The sequence below is a fragment of the Pseudochrobactrum lubricantis genome (assembly GCF_041929865.1).
Classification (GTDB): Bacteria; Pseudomonadota; Alphaproteobacteria; order Rhizobiales; family Rhizobiaceae; genus Pseudochrobactrum; species Pseudochrobactrum saccharolyticum.
Genome location: NZ_JBHEEE010000009.1, coordinates 1 through 25,663, shown reverse-complemented (window position 1 = coordinate 25,663; position 25,663 = coordinate 1). Strand labels below are relative to the sequence as shown.

The 25,663-nt window shown below is 51.2% G+C and carries 22 protein-coding genes; 8 read left to right on the top strand and 14 right to left on the bottom strand.

The features are described 5' to 3' along the window. Nucleotides 1-606 (bottom strand): CDP-alcohol phosphatidyltransferase family protein, encoded by a 606-nt coding sequence (locus JNC80_RS16400; protein ID WP_376710919.1) that lies wholly within the window; start codon nt 604-606, stop codon nt 1-3. Nucleotides 607-718: 112 nt separating this feature from the next. Here JNC80_RS16400 and JNC80_RS16395 point away from each other — a divergent pair, with 112 nt between their 5' ends. From JNC80_RS16395 to JNC80_RS16380, 4 genes are all read left to right on the top strand, one after another. Then, nucleotides 719-2,494 carry a bifunctional alpha/beta hydrolase/class I SAM-dependent methyltransferase gene (locus JNC80_RS16395; protein WP_376710918.1) on the top strand — a complete coding sequence of 592 codons (1,776 nt, stop codon included), beginning with the start codon at nt 719-721 and terminating at the stop codon, nt 2,492-2,494. Then, a complete protein-coding gene (locus tag JNC80_RS16390) occupies nt 2,494-3,786 on the top strand; it encodes a phosphatase PAP2/dual specificity phosphatase family protein (protein ID WP_376710917.1) in 1,293 nt (430 codons plus the stop codon). The genes JNC80_RS16395 and JNC80_RS16390 overlap by 1 nt, the downstream gene beginning before the upstream one ends. A gap of 100 nt (nt 3,787-3,886) precedes the next feature. After that, a complete protein-coding gene (locus JNC80_RS16385) occupies nt 3,887-4,549 on the top strand; it encodes a lysophospholipid acyltransferase family protein (protein WP_022710611.1) in 663 nt (220 codons plus the stop codon). Continuing rightward, nucleotides 4,542-5,474 carry a phosphatidate cytidylyltransferase gene (locus JNC80_RS16380; protein ID WP_376710916.1) on the top strand — a complete coding sequence of 311 codons (933 nt, stop codon included), beginning with the start codon at nt 4,542-4,544 and terminating at the stop codon, nt 5,472-5,474. Before JNC80_RS16385 ends, JNC80_RS16380 begins: the two co-directional genes overlap by 8 nt. On the opposite strand, the gene JNC80_RS16375 is transcribed toward JNC80_RS16380, so the two are convergent. The 4 genes from JNC80_RS16375 to JNC80_RS16360 form a co-directional block, all read right to left on the bottom strand. Beyond that, a complete protein-coding gene (locus JNC80_RS16375) occupies nt 5,475-6,299 on the bottom strand; it encodes an AraC family transcriptional regulator (RefSeq protein ID WP_376710915.1) in 825 nt (274 codons plus the stop codon). 10 nt (nt 6,300-6,309) lie between these two features. Continuing rightward, nucleotides 6,310-6,705 carry a hypothetical protein gene (locus tag JNC80_RS16370; RefSeq protein WP_376710914.1) on the bottom strand — a complete coding sequence of 132 codons (396 nt, stop codon included), beginning with the start codon at nt 6,703-6,705 and terminating at the stop codon, nt 6,310-6,312. 188 nt (nt 6,706-6,893) lie between these two features. Next, on the bottom strand, nt 6,894-8,522 hold the full coding sequence (locus JNC80_RS16365) for an MFS transporter (RefSeq protein WP_213599024.1): 1,629 nt from the start codon (nt 8,520-8,522) through the stop codon (nt 6,894-6,896). A gap of 247 nt (nt 8,523-8,769) precedes the next feature. Next, nucleotides 8,770-10,977 carry a TonB-dependent receptor domain-containing protein gene (locus JNC80_RS16360; RefSeq protein WP_376710913.1) on the bottom strand — a complete coding sequence of 736 codons (2,208 nt, stop codon included), beginning with the start codon at nt 10,975-10,977 and terminating at the stop codon, nt 8,770-8,772. A gap of 328 nt (nt 10,978-11,305) precedes the next feature. Here JNC80_RS16360 and JNC80_RS16355 point away from each other — a divergent pair, with 328 nt between their 5' ends. Next, complete coding sequence (locus JNC80_RS16355; protein WP_376710912.1) at nt 11,306-12,421, top strand: hypothetical protein; 1,116 nt, start codon at nt 11,306-11,308, stop codon at nt 12,419-12,421. A gap of 41 nt (nt 12,422-12,462) precedes the next feature. Here JNC80_RS16355 and nadE read toward each other — a convergent pair whose 3' ends face one another. From nadE to asnB, 4 genes are all read right to left on the bottom strand, one after another. Next, nucleotides 12,463-13,455: an NAD(+) synthase gene (nadE, locus tag JNC80_RS16350; RefSeq protein ID WP_376710911.1), complete on the bottom strand. Its 993-nt coding sequence runs from the start codon at nt 13,453-13,455 to the stop codon at nt 12,463-12,465. After that, nucleotides 13,448-15,010 carry a class I adenylate-forming enzyme family protein gene (locus JNC80_RS16345; RefSeq protein ID WP_376710978.1) on the bottom strand — a complete coding sequence of 521 codons (1,563 nt, stop codon included), beginning with the start codon at nt 15,008-15,010 and terminating at the stop codon, nt 13,448-13,450. The genes nadE and JNC80_RS16345 overlap by 8 nt, the downstream gene beginning before the upstream one ends. Nucleotides 15,011-15,031: 21 nt before the next feature. Then, on the bottom strand, nt 15,032-15,286 hold the full coding sequence (locus tag JNC80_RS16340; protein WP_022710621.1) for an acyl carrier protein: 255 nt from the start codon (nt 15,284-15,286) through the stop codon (nt 15,032-15,034). 156 nt (nt 15,287-15,442) lie between these two features. After that, nucleotides 15,443-17,371, bottom strand: coding sequence for an asparagine synthase (glutamine-hydrolyzing) (gene asnB / locus JNC80_RS16335; protein ID WP_376710910.1), 1,929 nt, complete (start codon nt 17,369-17,371; stop codon nt 15,443-15,445). 496 nt (nt 17,372-17,867) lie between these two features. Between asnB and JNC80_RS16330 the strand changes: the two genes are divergently transcribed. The 3 genes from JNC80_RS16330 (at nt 17,868) to JNC80_RS16320 (ending at nt 20,698) form a co-directional block, all read left to right on the top strand. Further along, nucleotides 17,868-18,917, top strand: a complete 1,050-nt coding sequence (locus JNC80_RS16330) for an ABC transporter substrate-binding protein (protein WP_022710623.1) — start codon at nt 17,868-17,870, stop codon at nt 18,915-18,917. 207 nt (nt 18,918-19,124) lie between these two features. Then, entirely contained in the window at nt 19,125-19,889 is a 765-nt protein-coding gene (locus JNC80_RS16325; RefSeq protein ID WP_376710909.1) for an ABC transporter ATP-binding protein, read from the top strand. Next, complete coding sequence (locus tag JNC80_RS16320; RefSeq protein WP_376710908.1) at nt 19,886-20,698, top strand: ABC transporter permease; 813 nt, start codon at nt 19,886-19,888, stop codon at nt 20,696-20,698. Before JNC80_RS16325 ends, JNC80_RS16320 begins: the two co-directional genes overlap by 4 nt. A 71-nt stretch (nt 20,699-20,769) precedes the next feature. Here the strand turns inward: JNC80_RS16320 and JNC80_RS16315 are convergent, their stop codons facing one another. From JNC80_RS16315 to JNC80_RS16295, 5 genes are all read right to left on the bottom strand, one after another. Next, the gene (locus JNC80_RS16315; RefSeq protein ID WP_075657136.1) at nt 20,770-21,021 is read right to left on the bottom strand and encodes a hypothetical protein; all 252 of its coding nucleotides are present in this window, start codon (nt 21,019-21,021) and stop codon (nt 20,770-20,772) included. A gap of 248 nt (nt 21,022-21,269) precedes the next feature. Then, entirely contained in the window at nt 21,270-22,187 is a 918-nt protein-coding gene (locus tag JNC80_RS16310; protein WP_220160267.1) for a c-type cytochrome, read from the bottom strand. Further along, entirely contained in the window at nt 22,187-23,527 is a 1,341-nt protein-coding gene (locus tag JNC80_RS16305) for a c-type cytochrome (RefSeq protein WP_376710907.1), read from the bottom strand. The genes JNC80_RS16310 and JNC80_RS16305 overlap by 1 nt, the downstream gene beginning before the upstream one ends. 193 nt (nt 23,528-23,720) lie before the next feature. Beyond that, entirely contained in the window at nt 23,721-24,554 is an 834-nt protein-coding gene (gene sseA / locus JNC80_RS16300) for a 3-mercaptopyruvate sulfurtransferase (RefSeq protein ID WP_376710906.1), read from the bottom strand. A 127-nt stretch (nt 24,555-24,681) separates the two neighbouring features. Further along, nucleotides 24,682-25,245: a hypothetical protein gene (locus tag JNC80_RS16295; RefSeq protein WP_376710905.1), complete on the bottom strand. Its 564-nt coding sequence runs from the start codon at nt 25,243-25,245 to the stop codon at nt 24,682-24,684. Between the last annotated feature and the right edge of the window lie 418 nt (nt 25,246-25,663).

Genomic DNA, 25,663 nt, shown 5'->3' with positions numbered 1-25,663 from the left:
TCAGCCCTTTGCAGCCTCTGCTAAACCTCTGCGAATACGATTGAAAATCGTCCACACTAACAGGGCGATCAGCAGCGGCTGCAACCAGACCATCCACTCTGGCAGAAAGCCGTCAACGGCCAGCCAGCCACCGAGAATACCGAACAATAAAGCACGGTCACTCTTGCCCATCGGCCCGTCATAGCGTCGTGATGCACCGATACTCAAGCCCAGCAATCCGGTAAATTCGGTGAGCAATGCCAGCACAATAATCAGCCCCATCCAATGCGGCTGAAACGGTGCGACCCACAGAAACGGTGCAAACAGTGCAATATCAGAGACAAGATCACCAAGCTCGTTGAGATAGGCTCCCAAAATGCTTTGCTGGTTAAATTCGCGCGCCAGCATCCCGTCTATCGCATTCATCGCCATGCGGATAAACAGCCATACGGGGATGAGCCAGAACCATATTTTGTTTTCAGCAATCACCAGCCATAAACCGACTGCCACAGAGATCAGCATCGCCGCAATAGTCACCTGATTGGCGGTCACATCCCATTGTGCCAATCGGCTGACCAGCGGACGTAATAAATCCTGAAAACGGCTCTTAAGCTGATAAACAGACACGGTATAACTCTTTGCAAAATCATTTTTCTTAAACATCGTTTAGGCTAAAAGACTTACAATAAATAGCAAAACAACATCTATATTTATATATCGCCATATGAAAGACAGGCCTATGACTTCGGTAAAACGCGATTGCACTGAGCGGCATTTTATCAGCCATGACCGGCAGGAAATCTTTTTCCGCTACTGGCCAGCTTTGAGCGAAAAGCCGGAAGGTGCCATCATTCTTCTGCATCGCGGTCACGAACATAGCGGCCGTATCGCGCATATTGTCGAAGAGCTCGGGCTGGATAATTACAGCTTCTATGCATGGGACGCTCGTGGTCACGGCCTGACCCAAGGGCAGCGCGGCTATTCGCCTTCCTTTGCAACCACGGTGCACGACCTTGACTGCTTTGCCCGCCATATCACCGAGACAGACGGTTTCGCCTTGCAGGATATGGCGCTGATTGCGCAAAGTGTCGGCGCGGTTATCGGTGCTACATGGGTGCATGATTATGCGCCGCCGATCCGTGCTATGGTGCTGGCTGCTCCGGCTTTTGACGTTAAACTTTATGTGCCGCTGGCCAAAGAAGGCATCTGGCTCTGGCAGAAGCTCAAAGGCACATTCTTCGTCAATTCCTATGTCAAAGCCCGCTTTCTCACCCATGATAAAGAGCGCATTGCATCCTTTGAAAATGATCCGCTGATTACCCGCCCGATTGCCTCCAATATTCTGCTGGAGCTCTATGAGAATGCAGAGCGCATTGTCCGCGATGCCCGTGCGATTACCACGCCGACACAGGTACTGATTTCCGGTCGTGACTGGGTGGTGCGTGATGCGCCGCAACACCGTTTTTACGAAAATCTCGCAGGCCCGATTAAAGAGCGCCATGTGCTGAAAGGTTTCTATCACGACACATTGGGCGAGCGTGACCGCGCACTGGCTTTTGCCAAGATCCGGCCTTTCATTGAGCAACAATTTGCCACGGCGCCGCAGAAAAGCTCACTGCTTGATGCACATATTCAGGGCTTTACCCGTGATGAAGCGGACCGTCTGTCCACACCTTTGGCGATTACCAGTCCGCGCGGGGCTTATTGGGGCATGACCCGTGCTTCTATCCGTATCGGCGGATTGTTCTCGGAAGGGTTGAAAACCGGCATCCGCACCGGTTTCGATTCCGGCTCTACGCTCGATTATGTTTATCGCAATGAGGTGAAGGGCTTAGGCTGGGGTGGCCGCTATACCGACAAGACCTTCCTCAACGCTATTGGCTGGCGCGGTATCCGCCAGCGTAAAACCCATCTGGAAGAGCTGATCCGGCAGGCTGTCACCCGTTTGCAGGATGACGGGAAACCGGCACGTATTCTCGATATCGCCGCCGGTCACGGACGCTATGTACTGGATGCACTCACCACCAAAGATGATGAAATTGCTTCCGTGCGCTTGCAGGATTACTCACCGATCAATGTGCTGGCCGGTCGTCAACTGATTGCGGAACGCAATCTCTCAGGCAAAGCCGAATTTCATGAAGGTGATGCGTTCGACACCAAGGTGCTCTCTGCCCTTGGCACAGATACGGAGACAGCGCCAAATCTCGCTATTGTTTCCGGTCTTTATGAACTCTTCGCTGATAATGACCAGATCGCACAATCACTGGAAGGGCTGGCACAAGCAGTTCAGAGTGGCGGTTATCTGATCTATACAAACCAGCCTTGGCATCCGCAGCTGGAAATGATCGCCCGAGCCCTCACCTCCCATAGAGGCGGGCAGGCATGGGTGATGCGCCGCCGCACGCAGAATGAAATGGATCAACTGGTGGAGGCCGCAGGTTTCCGCAAGATTGAACAGCGTATCGACCAGTGGGGCATTTTCACCGTGTCACTGGCGCAACGTATTGAGCAATAATGCAGCTTAAATCCGAAGTGCATAAAACAGATCCGGTATTGGTAAAGCGAGGCGTGCTGTGTTTGCTCCTGCTTGCCCCGCTATTCTATGCCACTTATGGGCTGGCGAACTGGCTGGCATCGCAGCGTATTGCAGTGCCGGAGATTGTCTTTGACTGGGAACAGCAAATCCCGTTCTGGGGCTGGACGATCATTCCCTATTGGTCGCTCAATCTGTTTTACGCTGTCGCGGTTTTAGTCAGCACCAGCAATCAATCGCAAAACCGGTTGATTGGTCGCTATCTCACAGCACAATTCATTGCCTTTGTCTGTTTCATCGCTTTTCCGCTGACCATCACATGGGAAAAACCAATCACAACCGGATTTTCCGGCTGGCTATTCACCATGCTCGGAAATTTCGACCAACCATTCAATCAGGCACCTTCGCTGCATATTGCACTGGCAATTATCATCTGGGAGCATCTGCATGACAGACTACCCGCACCTTGGCGCATGATCTGGCATGGCTGGTGCCTGCTCATTGCCCTGTCTGTTCTCACCACTTGGCAGCATCATTTCATTGATGTTCCGGCCGGTGCTTTGCTCGGTCTGTTTGCTCTGTGGCTGTTTCCCCGTGAAGGCGATGCCCCCTGGCAGAATTACCGCTTCACCCGCGATCCCAAGTCCCGCAAGTTCATGTACATCTATGGTGCTGCCGGTCTTACGCTACTTGCACTCACATTTACCGGCGGGCATCCGGCAATTCTGCTCCTGCTCTGGCCTGCATTGGCCTTGCTGATGCTGAGCTTTGGCTATAGCGGCAGCGGCGCAAAAATCTTTCAAAAGCGCCCTGACGGCTCTGTCAGCCTCGCTTCCTTTTGGCTCTTTTTACCGCTGCGAATTTTTTTCAGGCTCAACCGTATCGCATGGACATGGCGCGAACCGGCAGCGGTCAAAATTACTGAAGGTCTCTATCTCGGTCGTTTCCCGAAACGATCAGAAGCACAAAATTATGCCTGTATCATTGATATGACAGCGGAATGTATCGCACCACGCCATATCAAATCCCGCTGGCAGGCTTTTCCGCTGATGGATCTTGCAAAGCCGGAGCCTGCAACCATGCAGGCCGCAGTCATGGCAATGCATAATGCGCCGCGCCCGACACTGATCTGTTGTGCCTTGGGCTATCAGCGCAGTGCCAATCTCATTGCCCGCTGGCTGGTTGAAAGCGGCCATGTGGCGGACAGTCAGCAGGCCGAGGAACTGATCCGCAAAACCGGCAGGCCGGTGCGTCTTTATCCGGATCATCAATAAAACAGCGTAATTCACGCAAATAAGAAATGATTGCGAAAAGTGCTTTTATTCTGTTACTTGCTGAATTTAATGTGAAGCAAAATAAAAACGACTGTTCTTCATGGCCGATCCGGACTCGCATTCAGTATTACAGATTTTCTCCGGCATGGTTCTGGCTTTTTTCTCCCGCGCCATTACCGGTGTGCGCCCGATCTGGAGCGGTACGGTCCCGTCCCGCAAACAGCGCATTTATTTTGCTAACCACACCAGCCATGGCGACTTCATCCTGCTGTCCTCCTCACTGCCCTTAGGCGAACGCGCAAGAACCCGCGCCGTTGCCGGTGCCGATTACTGGAACAGCAACCGCCTGCGCCGCTTCATTGCCACGCGGCTGCTCGGCACAGTGCTGGTGGAGCGGAACTGGATTGAGCGCAGTGAAGACCCGTTACTGGTGATGCTGCGTGCAATCGACAGCGGCCAGTCGCTGATCTTTTTCCCTGAAGGCACCCGCAATATGACAGACGATCCGCTGCTGCGTTTTCGCGCCGGTCTCTATCATCTGGCCAAAGCGCGCCCTGATGTGGAACTGGTGCCCTGCTGGATTGAGAATATGTCCCGCGTTTTGCCGAAAGGCACGTTCTTACCGGTGCCGCTATTATGCCGCGTGATTTTCGGTGCGCCGCTGCAATTGCAACCGGATGAAGAGCGCAAAAATTTTCTGCACCGTGCACAACATGCCTTGCTGACACTCAGCCCCCATTCCGACGGAGAACATCGTGACTGAAGAAACCAATCTTCTGCTGATCGGACTGGTCGTGCTGTTATCAGTTGCAAGCCTTGCTGCCGCATTAATCAGCTGGCGCAGTGCCAAACCACTGCCTTCCACACTCAGCAATATCAATGCACGCATCCGTGCGTGGTGGATTATGATTGCCGCGATCAGCATCACTTTTCTGTTTGGAAAGACCGGCGTCGTTATTCTGTTCGGACTGGTTTCTTTCGCAGCACTTCGGGAATATGTAACTCTCACCCATACCCATCGCAGCGATCAATGGCTGCTGCTCGGTGCCTTCCTGATTGTCATTCCGGTACAATATTATCTGGTCTGGGTGGAATGGTACGGGCTCTATTCCATCTTCATTCCCGTTTATGTGTTTCTGGCCATGTCGGTTCTGACAGCACTTTGGGGCAATACCAGCCGGTTTCTGGAGCGCATTTCCGAGCAGCAATGGGGCATTATGCTCTCGGTCTATTGCATCAGCCATGTGCCTGCTCTCGCGACATTGCATATTGAGGGTTTTGAAGGCCGGCAAATGCTGCTGATCGCCTTTCTGATCGCCGTGGTGCAGGGCTGCGATGTGTTGCAATTCATCTTCGGCAAATTATTCGGCAAACACCGCATTTCGCCGAAAGTCTCCCCGTCGAAAACATGGGAAGGCCTGATCGGCGGTGTGGCAAGCGCCTCTTTGCTGGGTGCAGCGCTCTCATGGCTCACACCTTTTTCCCCGCTACAGGCAGGCGGCCTTGCAGCCATTGCCTGTATTATGGGTTTCTTCGGCGGCCTTGTCGCTTCAGCGATTAAACGTGACCGCGGCGTTAAAGACTGGGGGCATATGATTGAAGGCCATGGCGGCATGATGGATCGCGCCGATAGTCTGGTTTTCGCCGCACCAGTGTTCTTCCACCTGATCCGCTATTTCTGGACGTAATTAATGTATAGCTGCGCCGCGAAACAGGTTCCATGATGAGCGTCGCTCGGCCAGAAAACGCCCCGGTGGCGTACCGACCGCTTTGCGGAACATCGTGACAAAAGCACCGGCACTCTCATAGCCCAGATCAAAAGCCACCGATTGGATTGATCGTCCCTGTGTGAGCAATTGCACACCGGTAATCACATGCAATTGTCGCCGCCAGCGCCCGACACTCATGCCGGTTTCATGGCTGAACAACCGGCTCAGACTACGCTCGCTCATGCCGATACGATGTGCCCATTCTTCCAGTGTCGCATAGCTTGCCGGATCATCCAGCAAAATATCGGTCAGTTTACGCAAACGGCTGTCCGCCGGTATCGGCAGATGCAACTGTTCAAGCGGTGCAGCCACCAATTCATCCAACAACACAGTGATGAGCCTGCCCTCTGCACCATCTTCATTATAGCAGGGGTCAAAGCCCGCAGCTTTTTCCAGCAGGCTTTGCAGCAAAGGCGAGACGGAAACGCTGCAACACGTCTCCGGCAAACCATCAACGACGTCCGGCGCAACAAACAGACCGAAACCGCGTGCCTCGCCGGAGCTTCTGGCTTTATGAAACAGCCCACCCGGTATCCATACAGCGCATTGCGGCGGCACAACCCAGACACCGCTATCCGTTTCAACTGTCACCACACCACTGGCGCTGAATAAAAGCTGCGCTTTGCGATGGGAATGGCGCGGAAACTCCCAGCCATCAACAACCATCGATAAGCCCATGACCACCACGGGACGGTTGATCTGATCCGGCAAAGCATAATCAGGAAAATCTGTCGTGAAAAACATCAAGTCACCGTTACTCTGATGATAATCCTAAAAGTTCATAGGCCTGTCTTACAGCCTCATCGCGGCTCTCCGTGACAATCATCGGATGCCCCCAGAACTTACCATAAATGACAGAGAAGGCTTTTGCAGCCAGCCGTTTAACTGTGCTCTGTTCCACATAATACATCGCCTTCACGTAATCACGTAAATCAGCTTTGTTCTGTTTCATCCACAGAGAGACAGCACGGCGGTCAGCAACACTTTCGCCCGGATCCTTGTCAAAATCAGCACCCCAGCCAAGAAAAACAAAAGCTTGTTTGCGTTGCAGGCATTGCTCAAAAATCTGCAATGTTTCTTCAATACTCTGCTTACCTGCACCGGAATAATCCATCCGCACCAGCGGAAAATCCTGAATATCAATCTGCATATCTGCCTCATAAACTATACGCCTGTTATCGGCGTTAAATATGAGATAATTAGTATAGTTTTATCATGCTGGCGTCATTCTGTCATGGTGCCATAAAATATTTCATTCCGGCCAACACAGTGGTGCCAATAAAAAACGCCGGTCTGACAATCAGACCGGCGTTTTAAAATTTCCGGCTGGCGTCCCAATCAGGTGATTTCAATATGCGGTTTCAGCGGCATATCATCATGCAAAGGCACAGTCTGGCGCTCGATCATACGATGAACGCGCGGTTTTTCCGGCCCTTTATGCAGCGACAGTAACTTCTCGGATACCGCAGCATCCGCATAGGTACGGCGCTGATTATGGCGGACATATTCCACCCATGTCGGCACATGATAAGTCTCTGTCCAGATATCCGGATTTTCCAGATCGCGCAGCAATGCCCATTGCTGTGCACCGTCACGAATGCGGATACGGCGGCGCGCAGCCATCGCTTCCAGAAAGGCATGAACATTATGATGTTCGATATGATAGTCCACCATCACCATAATCGGACCACTGCGCGGACGGATATCCAGACGCAATTGCGGCTCGGAAAAAGAATTGAGCGGATCAAGATTGAGCTTGTCGAATTCCGGCAATTTGAACACCAGTCCGACCAGCGCTCCGCCAACCAGCGTGAAGGCTGCAACGCTTAAAGCCGTTTCAGGGCCGTAACCATCAGCCACTGAACCCCAGAGCCAGCTACCAGCGGCCATGCCGCCAAAAGTAGCGGTCTGATAAAGCGCCAAAGCACGTCCCACCACCCAGCGCGGCGTGGACAATTGCACGGTCACGTTGAACAGCGATAAAGCCAGCACCCATGACGCACCGGCAGGCAGCAATAACAGACAGCTTAAAATAACCGAATGACTGTAAGACAGCAGATAGACGCTGATACCAAAAGCGATGAATGCACCGCGCACAATGGTTTCATTGGCGAATTTCTCGCGCAACTCACCGGAGGTGAATGCACCGGCAATCGCACCAAGGCCGAATGCGCCGAGCATAATACCATAGGTCAGCGCCGTTCCCTGTACCAGATCGCGCGCAACCAGCGGCAGCAAAGCCAGCACAACAATGGCTGACAAGCCGAAAAGAAAGCCGCGAAACATCACCTTGATCAGATTAGGTGACATGGAAACATAACGAAGACCGGCGGAAACGGCACGACCAAAGGTCTCACGCGGCAGCGTGGATTGCGTCACCTGCGGCTTCCAGCGCAGCAGCGCAACAATCAATGGAATATAGCTAACAGCATTGATAATAAACGCAAAAGCAGCACCGGCAACGGCCACGATAAAACCACCAATGGCAGGGCCGATACTGCGCATGGCATTAAAGCTCATGCTGTTGAGTGCCACCGCTCCCGGCAGATCAGAGCGTGGCACGATATCGCCCATCGAGGCCTGCCATGACGGATTATGCAAGGCTCCGCCGCAGCCGATCAGGAATGTAAAACTCAGCAAAAGCCATGGTGTGAGCCAGCCCATATAGCCGAAAATCGCCAGCATCAGCGACACCAGCAACATCATAAACTGGGCAATCAGCATGATACGGCGGCGGTCAAAATTATCAGCTAAAGCACCGGCAAACAGCGAGAAAAACATCACCGGCAAAGTGGTGGAGGCCTGTACCAGCGCCACCATATTGGAGGATTGCGCGATGGTCGTCATCATCCAGCCTGCACCGACTGTCTGGATCAGCCCGCCAAGATTGGAAGCAAGCGTTGCAGTCCATAAAGAGCGAAAAGCTTTATGTTTAAACGGGGCTAAAGGGGATACACTTTGCGACACCGCAGAATTTCCTATCCGAAGCAGATGCTCCATCATGCATGGTTCGGTGTAATAATCACACTGAAAAATTCAAACAGCCTGTAAAATCAATGTGCAAGCTGCCAGCGAACCTTATGCCCGTACCATAGGCAACATTGAAAAAAGACGTACTGGCTATTTTGACGCAACTGTGAAATTTTTTCTTCAAACAATAAAAAACCGCCGGAACTTGTCCGGCGGTTTTTGTAATCAGAGTATCTGGCAAAGATCAGAATTTGGCACTGGCACCGAATATAAAGCTGCGGCCTTTTCCTGAATATTCATTCTCACCTAATGGGCCGGAAACAGCGACGCGGTAATTTTTATTGGCCACATTCTCAACCGAGAAGAACAATTCCGCATTTTCCTTCAGCTTATACGAACCGTAGAGATCATAGAGAATATAGCTTGGCAGTGCGAATTTCTGGCCAAAATCTGTACCAAATCCGGCATAGCTGCTTTTGCCGAAATAACGTGCCTGCGCACCCAAAGTCAGCTTCTCGTCAAACAGACGGAAACCTGCATCAAGCGTGCCATACTGATCCGGTATCATGAAGGCATCACCATTCCCCGCACCGGCCCCCTCACCAATCGGCTGATCTGTTTTGGCTTTGGTATAAGAAACATTGGTATAGAAAAAGCCGAGATCGTAACTGCCTTCAATCTCCCAGCCATACATTTTGGTAATGCCCGGACGGTTGATCCACATTGCTGTCGGGCCGCGATTAGGCACATTAACAAAATCATTGACGACGAAATTCTCTATGGAATTGTGGAAGAAGCCGGTTTTCAGACGGAACTTGTCATCGCTGCGTAACAAGCCGTCTTCGGTAATATTCACACCGATATCCCAGCCTTTGCTATATTCCGGTTCAAGACTGAGATTATTGGCAATACCACTGCCGAGTCCTGCACCGATCGGGATCAGCGAGAAAAACATTTCCTGCACCGTCGGCGGACGGAAAGTATGGGCATAAGTCGCATATAGCTCCAGCCCGTCATAAGGCTGTGCGGTCAGAGAGACTTTCGGCAACCATTTGCCGCTGCTGCGCTCAATATCCTTATTGCCGCAGACAGGTCCGCCAGCAGGACAATCCCCTGTGCCTGCCGCATAGGCAGGCTGATAGCCTTCAACATTCCAGTGATCGTAACGCAGACCGCCGGTCAGCGTAAAAATATTCCACGACAAAGTTGCGTCGGTAAAACCGCTGGATTTCTTTAAGCTACCCGGAGGGTTCGCACCGCGATATCTGTTGATGACATATTCATCGCTGCCAAAAGACCCGCCATAGAACAGTTTGAGCTGTACATCATCACTCAGCATTGTTTTGCTGGTATTGGAAATGTCAAAACCATAGCCACGATCATCGGTTTTACGCCCGCGATAGCTGCCGCCGGTCGCCGCATAATCCATATTGGTGCGGTTATAATAGGCATTCACCTTCAGATCGATCCAGTCATTATCATCCGGCGTATAGGCATAATTGGCAGTGTAAGACGCGTTCTTCAGATCCTGCTCGTAATTGGCATAGGTAAATCGGTTCTCATACCAGCGCGCACCAAGTTTGAGATTATGCTCGGCGGATGGTGCAATTTCAAATTTGATCAGCCCGCCCCCCGGACGGTTGGTAGCATCGCGCCCGCTATCGACATAAACACCGTCACCATTTTTAAATGTACCGTAAGACGTGCGCGCAAAAGCTCCGAGAATACTGACATTGCTGGATTTATCATTGTTCAGATTGGCACGCGCGGCACCTGCCAGCATACCCGAGCCGCGGAACCCGTTGGTTCCGGCTTTCCAGCGTGTCAGCACACCGACATCACGCCCCGGCAAAACAATATCGTCAAAGTCAAGTGTACGGAAATTTGCGGCGCCGCTCAGAGTCCCCATACCGGCGGCGCCTCCTACGGCACCTTTGCTCACATCAATGCCGCCAAGCAGTTCCGGCTGCACATAGAGCAAGGTACCGCCGGATGAAGCATGGCCTGCCACATTGCGGAATGTCTGCGGCACACCATCAATCATCGCATTCACACGGCCGAAACCGCTCATCCCGCGAATATTCACCTCAATGCCGGGCTGACTGGATTGCTGACGGGTGAATACACCGGGTGTCGAGCGCAATGCCGCTTGCGGATCGCCGCCAAAACGCTGCTGCAGCGCATCACTGCTGACAGAACTGACTGGTGCCGGTGTGCGATATATTCCGTCACCCTGAGCAAATGGCCCGTTCAGACCACCGGTGACTGTAATTGTTTGCAGCTGTGTGGCACTCCCCGCAGCTTTATCTTTTGCCACATCCTGTGCGGTTGTTTCCCGCTGCTGTGCCGCAGCCATACCTGTAAAAATTCCGAGACCGGTTATGCTCAAACCCGTAAGGCTCAAAATCGTACCGGCGAAAGATGCGCGCAGACAGTGCGTGACAACAGACATAGTACCCCCTTTGGCAGGCAGACGTCGTCTCTCCTGCCATGCATAATCATGACAAGTTTTGAAAAGCAGCAATTGAAAGAGTAAGTTTGGCTCTTATGCCTCGGGAATAATAAACTTGATAAAAAAAATCAAGTTTATCTTCATCACAATTTTCTGTGGGACAGTCCCAACATTTAAGTAAAAGATTTTAAAGGGTTTCTCCCGCATAGTATGACTATCAATCAAGAGCCAAGCGACAGCTGTCAGCAGCAGAAGCGGGAAGCAGAGCAGGTATAATGCGCAGATGAATGTGCAGAATGTCAGACTCTAACGACGGGATAAACTGACCATGACTGAAATCCGATCCTTAGCAGAAGCGGATATACCGGTAGTCGCTAAGCTTTTTCAAAAAATATTCCGGAAAAGCGACAAGGAACCGTCTGCTGAACTGATCGCCTATCTTCAGCGGCTTTATATCCGTTTTGCCGGAGAGACGGTGCCCGCCTCCAAAATTCTGCTCGATAAAAACGGCAATGTCTGCGGCTTTCTCGGCGTGAATTATTTTGATTATTTTTGTGAGGCGACCAATAAAACACTGCGCACCGCCATTGTCAGCACATTGATGGTTGAGGATCATCAGCATAATCCTCTGGGTGGTGTCAAACTGATGCGCAGTCTGCAAAAAGACGGTTATGATCTGATGATAACCGAAACAGCCAGTGAGGTTGCAGCAGCGATCTGGAAAAAACTGGATGCGGTTCAGCTCACCAATTACAGCCTTGACTGGTTGCGGATTATTCGCCCGCTCAGCTTCATGACAGAAATCGCAGGCAGCAAGCTCAAACCTCTCGCAATGCTGCAACCCTTCGCCCGCAAATTTGATGATCGCAAACGCAATGCCATGCATGGTAAAAGCCTGCGCTGGTCAGCCACACCATCGGATTGGCCAACGGCTCAGCAACTGACCTGCACGGATATTGATGCAACAGAATTTGCTGAGCTCTACCAGCATTACGCGCAAAGCTTTTCCTGCCGGCCGCAATGGAATACGGAGCAATTGCTGAACCGTCTGGAAGATGCCGTGCAAAAGCCTGAATATGGCAAGGCCTATATGGTCAAAGCAGGTACTAAATCCGGCAAAAATCTCGGCCTTTTCCTCTATCACTTAGAGTCTGGCAAAACAGCGCGCGTGCTGGAATTCTTCAGCGACCCGAAAGCAGCAAGCCAGATGATTGATACGCTGATCCACCATGCAGCTTCCAACGGCGCTGTCGCCATTCGCGGCCGCACACAACCGGATCTGATGGAAGCGATGCTCGGGAAACGCATTGCTTTCACCCATTTATGTTCAACAATGGTCTGGGCGCAGGATCCGGCTTTATTGCCGCCTTTTGTTGAAGGAAAAGCCTTACTGAACGGCCTTGCCGGAGAATTCTGGAACAGGCTCTATGCCAATCCGCTTTAAACACCGATAAAAAAGCCGCCTGAAAAGGCGGCTTTTTCTTATTATGACAGGAAGTCCTTAACCGGCTCAACCAAGAGCGGTGGCTCATGCAGCGCCTTGGTGGTTTTGCGTTTAGCCGCAATATCCGCCCAGACATGCTGCACCTGATCTTCACCCAGATTGGTGGCTTTAGCTGTATCTGCCGCGCTGATATTGTGATTGAGCGCGTAAAGGCAAAGATCCATCAGATTATATGACAGGGAGAAGTAGAACTCCTCCTGTGTCTGCGCCAGCGAGAAAGTATCCGTTGTCGGCGGACGTTGACGGATTTCTGCAGGCACACCCAGATAGTCGGCAAGCTGATAGACCTGCGTCTTATAAAGATGGGCAATCGGCTTCACATCCGCCGCACCGTCACCATTCTTCACAAAGAAACCCTGATCATATTCCAGCCGGTTCGGCGTGCCGACGACCGCAAAATTCAGACGATCCGCGTGATAATATTCAAACTGTTTGCGGGTGCGCTGCTTCATATTGGTAGCAGCAACAATGCCTAAATAGGCTTCCGGTGTCAGGCGGATTTTTTCCTGCTGACCATCCGGTGACTGCACCACCAGCGAGGAAATATTATAGCCGCCATTTTCAGAAGCATTGTTGATCACCAGCTTCGACGCCCAGCCCTCGCCATAAGCAGGTACAACCGAGCGGATAAAATCATCGCGGCGGCGATAGCAGCCCATAGCGGCCAAGGCAGGACCGATATCCTCAATCACTGTCTGCACGCCAAAGGTGCCTGCAAGCTTCTGCCCCAGCGCCAGCGACAGCGGGTCGGAATCATTTTCCGGCATAAAAATACCAAAAACTTTATCCGCACCTACAGCGCGCACAGCCAATGCCGTACTCACGCTGGAATCGATACCGCCGGAAATACCGACAACCAGACCACGGCGGCGCAGACTGCGCAGCTGACGACGCAAGGCAGCGGTGATTTTCTCCACCTCAGCTTCCGCATCAATCACCATTGTCTGTGCAGAAAATTCTTGAATCTTATTCATCCTGAAACTGCCTGTATTGTTTGGCCAATATTTCCGCCGCAAGACGACGGCTGACTTTACCTGTATCGGTTCGCGGCAATTCATCCGTAACCAGAACAAAAACCGGAACCATATAATCTTCCAGATGCTGACGGCAGAACCGGATAATCTCCTTATCAGTCAGTTCTGCATCTGCGGTGGTCACCATCGCGGTGATCGCCTGCCCCAGCATTGTATCAGGCACACCGGCTACAACAGCCTCCCGAATAGCGGGATGCGTGTAAAGCACAGTCTCTACCTCTTTCGGCGGTACTTTTTCTCCGCGCGATTTGATGATGTCGTCCTTGCGTCCGACGAAATAATAATATCCGTCTGCATCCATACGCAGCAGATCACCGGTATGCAGAACCTTTTCCCACGGATTACGCCCGCTTCTCAGCACCGCAGCACTGGCTTCGTGATTGTTCCAGTAGCCCTGCATCACATTCGGCCCGCGTATCACCATTTCACCGGCTTCACCCACAGGCACCGATCCGCCTTGTTCATCGATCAGATAAACTTCGCTATTCGGCAGTGCGATACCCACCGATTCCGGCTTCTCGCTGATCATATGCGGCGGCAACCATGTGCAGCGTTTGCATTCTGTCATGCCATACATGGAATAAATTTCTGCATCCGGCACAATGCGTTGCAGAAACTCGATATGCGGCACCGGCAATTGTGCGGCAGTGTTGGTAACATAGCGCAGATCGGGCAGAAAACCGGATGTCAGATCACGCATCTGCATCATAATCGCAGACATTGTCGGTACGATAGGAAATCCGGTTACCTTCTCCGCGCGCATCATATCAAACACCGCCTGCGGAAAGGCAAAGGACTTTTCCAGCACCAGCGTTGCGCCGAGCTTCACTGTCATCAGCAACTGATACAGCCCGTAATTGAAAGACAGCGGCAATACAGAGAGGATAATATCATCAGCTGTATTTTTCAGCAGCCCTGTCAGAGAGGTCGCCGCCGCCTCAATATTGCGATGTGTCATCATCACGCCTTTGGGGCGCCCCGTTGAGCCGGATGTATAAATCAGCATGGCCAAATCAATATCAATGCCACCGCTGATAATTTCAGCCTGATTTTCCTGCGGCTCAACTGCCGTCTCAAAGAGCAGATGCGGACGCTTGGAGCGGCTTGGGCCTTTAACGGCAATCAAAGCCGGTATTGCAGCAAAAGCCTCAGCCTCATCAACAACCGGCAATAATTTAGCCTGTGTCAGCAAAGCAGAGGGCGTGCAGTCGTTCAGAATATATCCAAGCTTATCTGCTTTGGTTGACGGGTTCACCAGTGTGAAAACCGCGCCGGCCTTCAGAATAGCAAAAACCGATACCGCTGCCTGCCAGCAATTATCCATGAAAATGACAACGCGATCCCCGCGCTGTACATTCTGCGCCCGCAGACTATGCGCCAAAGCCTCGGCTTTGGCATTAAATTCCGCATAGGAAAGACGTACCTGTCCGGTTACCAGCACAGTCTTGTGGCCGGTATTGTGTGCATGGAATTTAAGATGGTTCTCGATACGCATCATCGGACAGATTGCCTGCTATCAGGCAGCTTTGCGGGCAGTTACATAGGCAGTGATTTTGGACAGGCTGTCGAGATTAGCCGGAACAATATCTGCATCCGCCATTTTGATCCCGAAGGCCTCATCAATAAAAGCAATCAGTTCCAGCACGCCTGTGGAATCCATCACATCATTATCGATCAGCGATGCATCATCTTCCAGCGCATAATCCGTGTCGCCGAAAAGAAAATTTTCAATAATGAACGCACGTAAGCGGTCTTTGATTGTATCACTCATGCTCTTATCCTGTTTCGATCATTTCTGACACTCCCAGAGCTGCCGCAGCAACAATCTGAGAATACTCTAATGAAGTCCGTAAAATACTATACTTTATTCGCTGTTTTAACACATAACTTTGACAGTAAAGTCTATAGGATTCTTAAATTTTCCGAACTAGCTCAGTAAACTTGTAAATTTTTTCAGCCATATTTGTGTAGAAAGCACACCGACATAGGCTGTATTGTCACGGAAGCCAGTCAGACCTTGTTCTTTATTCTTATTGTATAATTTAGATACGGCTTTAGCGTTAAAATAGCCGCTCTCCTCAATGCGGTTTTCACTCATCAGGTCACGGACATATTCCTTCTCACCCTTTCCGGTGAAAGAATGACTGTCCGGCGCACGATAAGGCTGTTTCTGCCTCTGTAAAACTTCAGCCGGAACACGCTGTTTTGCAACACGGCGCAGCAGATATTTCTCGGTCAGTCCATGCAGCTTCAGCGACGGATGCAGCCTTGTTGCAAATTCAGACAGACGATAATCCAGAAACGGAAAGCGCGTTTCCACACCATGCGCCATAGCCATACGATCTCCCTGACTGGAGAGAATATAGGATGGCAGCAGAAAACGACACTCCAGATATTGTGCCTGATGCAGCTCATGCCAGTGCCCGAACCGCTCCGGCAGTTTGGAAGCCAGCTCCTCACCCGCATCATAATCGCCGAGTTCCCCTTTCAGATCGCCGGAGAAAAATAATTTGGCGGCACTTGTCGCCTTAAAACGCGGCCGGTGTGAATAAAGCGGATCCGCCAGATCAGTACCGTGAATACCGAAAAACGCAGCCAGAGTTTCCGGTGTCTGTGCTTTTAAGCCGGGCAAATAAGGATAAAGCTTGCGAAACAATTGCGGCCTGATTTGCGATTGCGGTTGCCGCGCGCAAAAACGGCGGACTTTTGCCTCGCGGAAAATATCATAGCCGGCAAAGACCTCATCCGCGCCTTCACCGGTCAAGACCGCCTTCATACCGCTTTCCCGCACCAATTGTGCAAGACGATAAAGCGGTGCCGGTGCGGTGCGTACCAGCGGCACTTCGGCAGCCTGAATAACATCGGGAAAAATAGCGGCAATATCATCTTCCGCAATGGAGATTGAATGATGATGCGTATGCAATGCCTGCGCCACCATTTTCTGATAGCGGCTTTCGTCATAATCCGCCTGCTCGAAGCCCACGGAAAAACTATGCAATTCACCTTTTGTCAGCGGCTGCGCAAAAGCAGCAATCAATGATGAATCCAACCCGCCGGAAAGATAAGTGCCGACAGGCACATCTGCCTGAATACGCAGATTTGTGGCATCCTGCAGCAAAGCTTCCAGTTCTTCTGCGGCAGCATCCGCATCATGAATGACGGCGGCATCATCCCGATCCGGATAATCCAGCGTCCAGTAACGCTGTATTTTCATACCGTTTTCGTCGCAGATCATCATATGCGCCGGTTCAAGCTCATAGATATTGCGGAAGGCTGTACGCGGCGCAACCGGTGCCCAGAGCGTAAAAATCTGATCCAGCGCAACCGGATCAAGCTCCGCCTGTACTGACGGCACGCGCAGCAATGCCTTGATCTCCGAAGCGAAATATAACACCCCGTCCGTTTGGGTATAGAAAAGCGGACGCACACCCAGCCGGTCGCGGGCAATGAACATGCGCTTTAACTGCACATCCCATAAAGCAAAGGCAAAATCACCGTTCATGAAGCGCAGGCAATCCGTGCCATAACGGGCATAAAGATGCAGGATCACTTCCGTATCGCTATGGGTGCGAAACTGTGCGCCCTGTGCTTCCAGATCACGGCGCAGTTCTGCATGATTAAAGATCTGACCGTTGAAGACCAGCACGTAGCGCTGATCGGCCATTGTCATCGGTTGCTGGCCGTCGCTGATCCCGACAATGGACAAACGCTTATGCGCCAGACCTGCCCCATTCAGAACAACAGCGCCCTGCTCGTCAGGGCCGCGATGAGCAACGGCATCTGCCATGCGGCGCAGTAAAATCTCCGGCGCCTGATCTGTTTTTATCTGCCCGACATAGCCTGCTAATCCGCACACGATAACGCTCCCGCTGACATAGGCGGCAATAGCAACCGGAAAAATCCGGACTTGCCAGCAAAAGCCCGCCTGACATAATCTTGTATCGCAGAGTCTGCCTTGTGACCAAACAACATTTTCACGAACAGGGCAGCACGATAAGAAATGTCAGTTTAATATTAACAAACAGCATTTTGCACGCTCATTGGTGAGAAGCACATGCAACGACTCTGCTTTCACAGATCTGTTATGCCTGTCCCTGCACCACAAAGCTCATTCAAAATTTTTATGCCGGACAACAATTAAAATCGCTGTTTCCGTTCACAATTACGAGGAAGAAACAGCTATCTGACTGCTTTTAACTTCAAATCCCGATGAATTTGCTCTACAAGAACGCACGAAATCATTGCAAAAAATTCCATGTCTTTGCGTAATAAAGCGTCGGGCACGGACAGCGGAACATCGGATATTGTCGCTTATAACAATACACCTGACCGCTTTTGGTAAGGATATACAGATGCAGAAATTCCAGCTCTCCCGCCGTCAGACTCTCGCAGGGCTCAGCGCAGCCGGTGCCATGACTGTGCTGGGTGCTCCTTTTTCTTTAAGTGCCCGAGCGGAAAGCACACAGGTTAAAGCCGTGCTCGGTATTATCCGCCTTGCCAGTCAGGCACCAAGCTTCATCGCGCAGGAACGCGGCTATTTCAAAGCCGAAAACCTCGATATGGAATTCAAATATTTTGAAGCTGCACAGCCGATGGCCGTAGCCATTGCCGGTGGTGATGTCGATTACGGCGTTACAGCCATGAGCGGCGGTCTGATCAATCTCGCCGAAAAAAATGCGGTAAAAGTCATCGGCGGTTCTCTGCAGGAAGAAAAAGGCCTCGCTGGTCAGATCATTCTTGCTTCAAACAAAGCCTATGAAGCAGGCCTCACCGAGCCTAAGCATCTGGCAGGTAAGAGCTTTGGCATTACCACTGCCGGTTCGTCCTTCCATTTCATGGCTTACAAAATTGCCAAGGCTAACAATATTCCGCTGTCTGAAATCACCCTGCGCCCGTTGCAGAAGGTCGGCGCTGTTGTCGGCGCTCTGACTTCCGGCCAGATTGATGCATGGGCTATTCAGCCAAGCATTGCCAAGAAGATGATTGCTGAAGGCGCAGCCAAGCAGATCGGTCTGGTCTCTGATGTTGCGCCGGATTATCAGGTGACCACTGTTTTCACTTCCACCAAAAATGCTGCGGAAGAACGCGCGAAAACCGAAGCTTTCATCCGCGCTTATTCCAAAGCCATTGATGATTATAACGCGGCTCTGGTCGACAAAACCGCCTCTGCGGAAGAAGTCGATGCGATTGCCAAGATCGCCCATAAATATGTGGAAATGGATTTGCCGTTTGAACAGGCCAAAACCAATCTGGTCAATGGCGCAATGCGTATCAACAAGGGTCTTGCCCTGTCTCTTGCCTCTGTCACTGAACAGCTCAACTGGTTCAAAGACGAGAAGATGGTAAAAGACACCATCACCCCTGAAATGTTGTTTGACACCAGCTACGTCAAAACCATCTGATTTTCTATTCTGAGCCGGTTCTTTTGTTCAACCGGCTGCCCTCCGCGAAATATCAGGGCCCGTAGCGATCGAGTATTTCTAGTTTATTTTAATTTATAGAAATACTCTATCTTTTTGTTATTACGTGTATCTTATCCGAAAACCGCTTCACACTTTTCGGGATACACTTTAACCCTGCCGCCCTGACAAGAAGAAGTAAAAACTGGCATGGATTTGCTGTTAAAAAATGTCGGCCACCATTACGGCAAGGTCGAAGTTTTGCGTGATATCACGCTTGAAATCAATCAGGGGCAGATCGTCTGTCTGATCGGCCCTTCCGGTTGCGGCAAATCCACTTTGCTCCGTTTTATCGGCGGTCTTGAACAGCCGACATCCGGTCAGGTTCTGCAAGTCGGGGAACCTTCCCCGTCCTCTCTCAATCCGCTGACCTATGTTTTCCAGCATTTTGCATTGCTGCCCTGGCGCACTGTTGCCGGTAATATCCGGCTGGTACTGGAAGATCACAAATTGTCCACCAAAGAGATGGATGCAATCATCAGTGATGTGCTGGCCCGCACCCGTCTCTCGGATTTTGCAGATGCCTATCCCAAACAGCTCTCCGGCGGGATGAAGCAGCGCGTTGCCATTGCCCGCGCGCTGGCTGTGCGCCCTGATGTCATGCTGATGGATGAGCCGCTCTCGGCACTCGACAGCCAGACCCGCGAATTGCTGATGGACGATCTGGTATCGCTCTGGACACGCCAGCCTTTCACCGCTGTCTATGTCACCCATAATCTGGCTGAAGCCGTCCGCCTCGGCCATAAGATTGTGGTGCTGTCCCGCCGTCCGGGGCGGATCAATCAGGTTGTGACAATCGACACGCCTCTCGATCAGCGCCATCTCGCTGACCCTGTACTGGATGCCAAGCAGCAGGAACTATGGGCTCTTATGCGCGATGAAGCGATGGCTGCGGATCAGGAGCTGCTGAAATGACAAAACCATCAGATAACCAGACAATCATCACCCGTCCTGTACCCTTTCGCGGCGGCGGTTTTGCACCGGTAAAAATACGTTTCATAGCGCCTTTGCTGTTTATTGCCCTGATTGCACTGGCTGAAATCGGCACCCGTACAGGTTTTATTTCTAATCTGACCTTGCCGCGTCCTTCTGCGGTGCTGGGCACCTTCTATCAGCTCTATGATACCGGCCTGCTGTGGCAACATTTGTTGCCGTCATTGCAACGACTGATTGTCGGCGCATCGCTGGGGATTTTCGCCGGTGTGCTGCTTGGCACAATGATCGGACTGTTCTCCTATGTCCGTGCCGGTCTGGTACCGCTTGTCGCCGCTATTTTCCCGATCCCGAAAATTGCATTGCTGCCGCTGTTTGTGATCTGGTTCGGCATTGATGAAATGTCAAAATATGCGCTGATTGCATTCGGTACTTTCACTCCGACCGTCGTGGCAACCTATGGTGCAGTTGATAATGTGGATCGCAGCCTGATCCGCATGGGGCAAAGTTTTAACCTGCGCTGGTGGTCAATCATCCGCAAGATCGTGTTGCCCGGTGCCCTGCCCGGCATTCTGTCAGGCCTGCGCGTTTCCATCGCTATTGCCATTATTCTGCTGGTTGCTGCTGAAATGCTCGGCGCGCAATATGGCGTCGGCGCCTATATTCTGGAAGCCGGTTCGCTCTATGATCTGGAGCGCTTGTTTGCCGGTGTTACTATCCTCTCCGTCATGGGGCTGATTACCAGCTGGATGATCGGCAGGGTTGAACATTATTTCCTCAGCTGGCGCTGATCCGGCATAACAACAAAAAAGGCGCGGACAATATAACCTGTCCGCGCCTTTTTTGTATCTTGCTGAAGGACTTATCCCTCAATCCAGCTTGCGCTGTTATCCGGTGACTGACAACCATAAGGCGGCAAAGTTTTCGTGCCGAAATTCTTTTTCAGCTGCATACAACCCCAATGGCGGATCGGTGCAGGCATATAGGATTGCAGATCAATCCCAACCTCATCAAACGGATCTGTAGTATTGGTCACATAACTATACCAACGCTGTCCGGCAACAGCGATTGCAGCAATCACAACAATCAGAATAATTCGCAGCAGCTTATTCACGGGACCTCAAAATTTTACGTTTTCCGCACAACAAAGCAGCGGTTCAGAATGAGAAATCTGTTTGTCACCTAAATATCCAGCAAGCAAGAACAAAAAACCGGCAGCAATTTCTTGCTGCCGGTTTTCCGATCACGCACCACACGTGAGTATAGAGCATAATTCCTTAAACTTGGATCAGCTTAAGAAATTATGCTCTATTTTTAAAGTGTTAGAGCGACCTTTGTGCGCCCAGCGGGGCGCACGGCGCTCTAATAGCGGGCATCTTTCGGTTTTTTGCCATTCGGCCAGTCATTGACCTTACCGGCAAAATCCGGACGCGGCATATGTGTGAAATATTCAGACACATCAACCGCTTCCTGATCGGTCAGCACGCCACCCTGCCCGAGCATACCGTCCTGATGGACGCTGACCGGCATATTATATTTGACAAATGCCGCTGCCTTATAGGTACGCGCCATACCCGCACCGATGTTGAAGCTGTCATCACCCCAAAGCGGCGGGAAGACATAATCACCGAACTGGTCTTTTTTGCCTTCACCGTCATTGCCATGACAAACGGCGCATTGGGTTGCATAGATCGCCTTGCCTTTGACAGGATCAGGCACCAGTGACTCATCAATTTTTCCGGCACCGGACACTTTCACCATATGCTCTTTCGGCAAGCCCTGACCGAGCCATTTCATATAGGCAATCATAGCGCCCATTTCCTCGGACTTCGGATCAAGCGGCTTACCATTCATCGAACGCTGGAAGCAGCCATTGATACGCATCACCAGATTAACTTCCTTACCCGCACGCGGCATCACCCGCGGATAGAAATTATAGGAGTTAATATAAGGCGCGCCTTTATCCAGCTTACCCTGCGCCAGATGGCAGGAGTTACAATTCAGCCCCGCACCGACATTTTCCGGCAGTAAACGGGCTGTTTCATTGAGCAGGCGCTTGCCATACATAATGGCTTCCGCATCCGGTTCTTTGGCAATCAGATCATCGCTCGGGATCGTATATTTGCCAACGACTTTGCCTTCTGCATCCACCACATCATAGGTCGGCAGCGGCGGTGCATCCACCCGCGACGGCTTCACCAAAAATGTCCAGCCTGCGCCTGCAGCTGCGATTGTTACGACAAGTGCTGCAACTGTACCGATCCAGAATTGCTTACTCATTATTTTGCCTCCGGAACATAATGCACAGGCTTGTGCTCAATCAGATGCCGCATGCGGGCAATATCGCTATCCTTGATATGTGAGCCGTGATTGCCCCAGCCGTTACGGATAAAGTTCAGAATATCCGCGATTTCCTTGTTGGTGAGATGGGCAAAGCCCGGCATCTTGAACACCATCGGATCATGCGGCGTGTCAGCCATTGCAGCACCATCCAGTGTCAGCTGGATCAGTGAGCTCGGATCTTCCGCAAAAACAATAGAATTACCGGCAAGCGCAGGGAAAACCCGTTCCGCACCACGACCATCCAGACGGTGACAGGCCGCACAATTATCCACATAACCAACGGCACCCGGAGCGGAGAAATCACCGGCGCGCAGAGCTGCAGTTGTCACATCTTGCTTCGGAGTCCATTGCTGCGGATGACTGTCACGCGCAGGCAGGCTCTTCAGATAGCGGGCAATCGATGTCAGATCATCATCTGTCAGATATTGGGTGCTATGGGCAACCACATCGGCCATACCACCAAAGGCGGCGGTGCGATCATTACGGCCGGTTTTCAGGAAGTCAGTAATTTCCACTTCAGTCCAGGTGGAAAGGCCGGTGCCTTCATCACGCAGGTTCTTCGCATACCAGCCTTCGAGAACAGAGCCGGACAGGTAATTGCCCTTCTTGTCATCGCTGAGTGCAGTTTCCTGATAGCCGATACCACGCGGTGTATGGCAGGCGCCGCAATGGGCCAAACCTTCAACCAGATAGGCACCACGATCAATCATCGCATCCATACCGGTTGCCGAAGTAAATTCACGCGGCTGCGCAAAAGCGAGCTGCCAATAGGCCAGCGGCCAGCGCATGTTCATCGGCCAAGGCAAAGTGGAAGCCTGATTTTCCTGCTCAACCTTTTCCACGCGCGACATGAAATATGCATAAAGCGCTTTGATATCGTCATCTTTTACAACGACATAGGAAACATAAGGCATAGCCGGATAGAGTGCCACGCCATCAGGTCGCACACCACGACGTACAGCACGCTCGAAATCGCCGTAACTGTAATTGCCGATACCGGTTTTCTTATCCGGCGTAATATTGGTGGAATAAATCGTGCCGAGCGGTGTCTGCATACCCAGACCACCGGCAAATTCCTTGCCGCCGGGTGCAGTGTGACAAGCAATACAGTCACCGGCACGGGCAAGATATTCACCTTGCTTAATCAGTGCCGGATCCTGAATATTAACGTCAGCTTCCTGTTTTGGTGCGTACCAATGGTGTGATGTGACTGCGATAGCATAGCTTGCTCCAAACAAGCCCAGACCACATAGGACCAGTGTTTTAACAAGCTTCATGTTGAACTCCTGAGTCGTCTCTTCACCTCCATCTGAGACTGTCAGGAATGTTTCTCATTGATTCAGATCAATGACTTCATGCATTCACGATATTTACGTTCCAAAACATAGCCAATTACAAGAACAACAGTTTTCTATGGTGTAAATTCAAAGAAAATTATACCATTAACTGGCATTTACGCAGAAAAACCGCTCAGGTCACTGTGCCCCATTCTGTCCATGAACCGTCATACAGACGGACATTTTCATAACCCAGCAAATTGAGCGCAAGAAACAACACAGCGGCTGTCACACCTGAGCCGCAGGTTGTTACAACCGGCTTATCCTTCTTCACACCCTGTGCTTCAAAAATAACCTTCATTGTATCAAGCGCTTTGAAAGCACCGTCTTCTACGAGCGATCCGTAAGGCACATTGACAGAACCGGGAATTGAGCCGGAACGGACATTCGCACGCGGCTCTGGTACGGCACCGGTAAACCGTTCAGCCGAACGGGCATCCGTAATATGTGCTTTTGCATGTTTGGCAATCAGCACCATTTCTTCAATGAAAACAACTTTTTCACCGGCATAGACCGGTTTGAATGCAACAGGCTCTGGTGCGACTTTACCGCTCTCTGTTTCAAAGCGCTCAGCCTGCCATGCAGCAATACCACCGCGCAGAATATGCAGTTTTTGCACGCCCATAATATGAAACAGCCACCAGACGCGGGGCGCGGCAAACAAATCACCGGTTTCATAGATAACGATCTCATCATCAACGCTGATGCCCAGCTTGCCCACTGCATCCGCGAAGACTTCCGGTGAAGGAACAGTATGCGGGAAAGAAGAGCTCGGATCGACAATCTTATCCTGATCGAAAAAGACTGCGCCCGGAATATGAACCTGCTCAAATTCCTCACCGCAGATGCGCTTTGTCGCCGGCATATACCAAGAACCGTCAACGATTTTCAGACCGCCTGATTTCTGACGGTCTTTCACCCATTGCGGCGATACAAAAATTTCTTCCGGAGTCATTTCATTCCCCATATGTCACTCATTCACACATAGAATATAAGTGTCTTTATCAATGGCAAGGAATGAATTGCAGAAATCTGTATGATCTCTGCACATTAGCTGTCTGTATCCGGTTACAGTGCTTCTTATGTCTGCGGGATTAACGCTCGCCGCCATATCCACGGCGTTTCCACTCCTGAAGCGGCATAATATCAGGCATTCCGCCACCTGCCTCATACCAGGAATCGACAGCCCAGCTATGACCCGACATATCTTTGATTACCGCAGTCCAATGCGGGTAACGGCCATCGATGAATGAACCACGTGTCATTCGTTTAGCGACAGTATGATGCTTTAACCAACCGCGTGTTTCTAAGTAACGTAGGAAATTATCCGTGTTGATCGATTCATCAACACAATCCATTTGGCCTTTAATGCGGGCTTTGCCGAACTGCATTTTTGGTTTGTCACGAACACTGATAATTGCTGTACCGCGTTCTTCGAATATTGCAACAGCCATCCGCAACGCTTTTCTCTCGTCATTTGCGCTACGAGTAGCCTTTTGCAACAGATTACGGATACGGCTCTCATCCTTTGAACTTAGCGTCACTTTGGTTCGGTAATAGCAATCATAACCGTGACAGACACGAAAGGTTTGAGCTGATGCCATTTCCAACGGCAATATCAGGCTTACAAGAACACCGGCACACAATAGTTTAATCATTCAGGCACTCCGCATTCTTGTGGAACAGTCACAAATATCATTTCATTACTAAAAATTGATCAGTCTGCCCATAATCATAGCAATGGTTAGAATTAGTAAAAGTGATTTTCTAAGTTCGCTCCCCCCTCCCCTGTTTTTCTCATTCGCATGTTTTAAACACAAAAAAGCCCCGCGCATTTCTGCCGGGGCTTGGGATGTATTTCAGGAGATTTGGTTTCGGGGGCAGGATTTGTGGTTTTGTCTCCCGCTTTGTCGGCTTTGCCTCCTTGCGGGCCCCTGACTAGGCTTAAAATCTACGACCCGTTACCAAAAAAAATCCCGCTCAAAGAGCGGGCTGTTTGTTTGGTTGCGGGGGCAGGATTTGAACCTGCGGCCTTCAGGTTATGAGCCTGACGAGCTACCGGGCTGCTCCACCCCG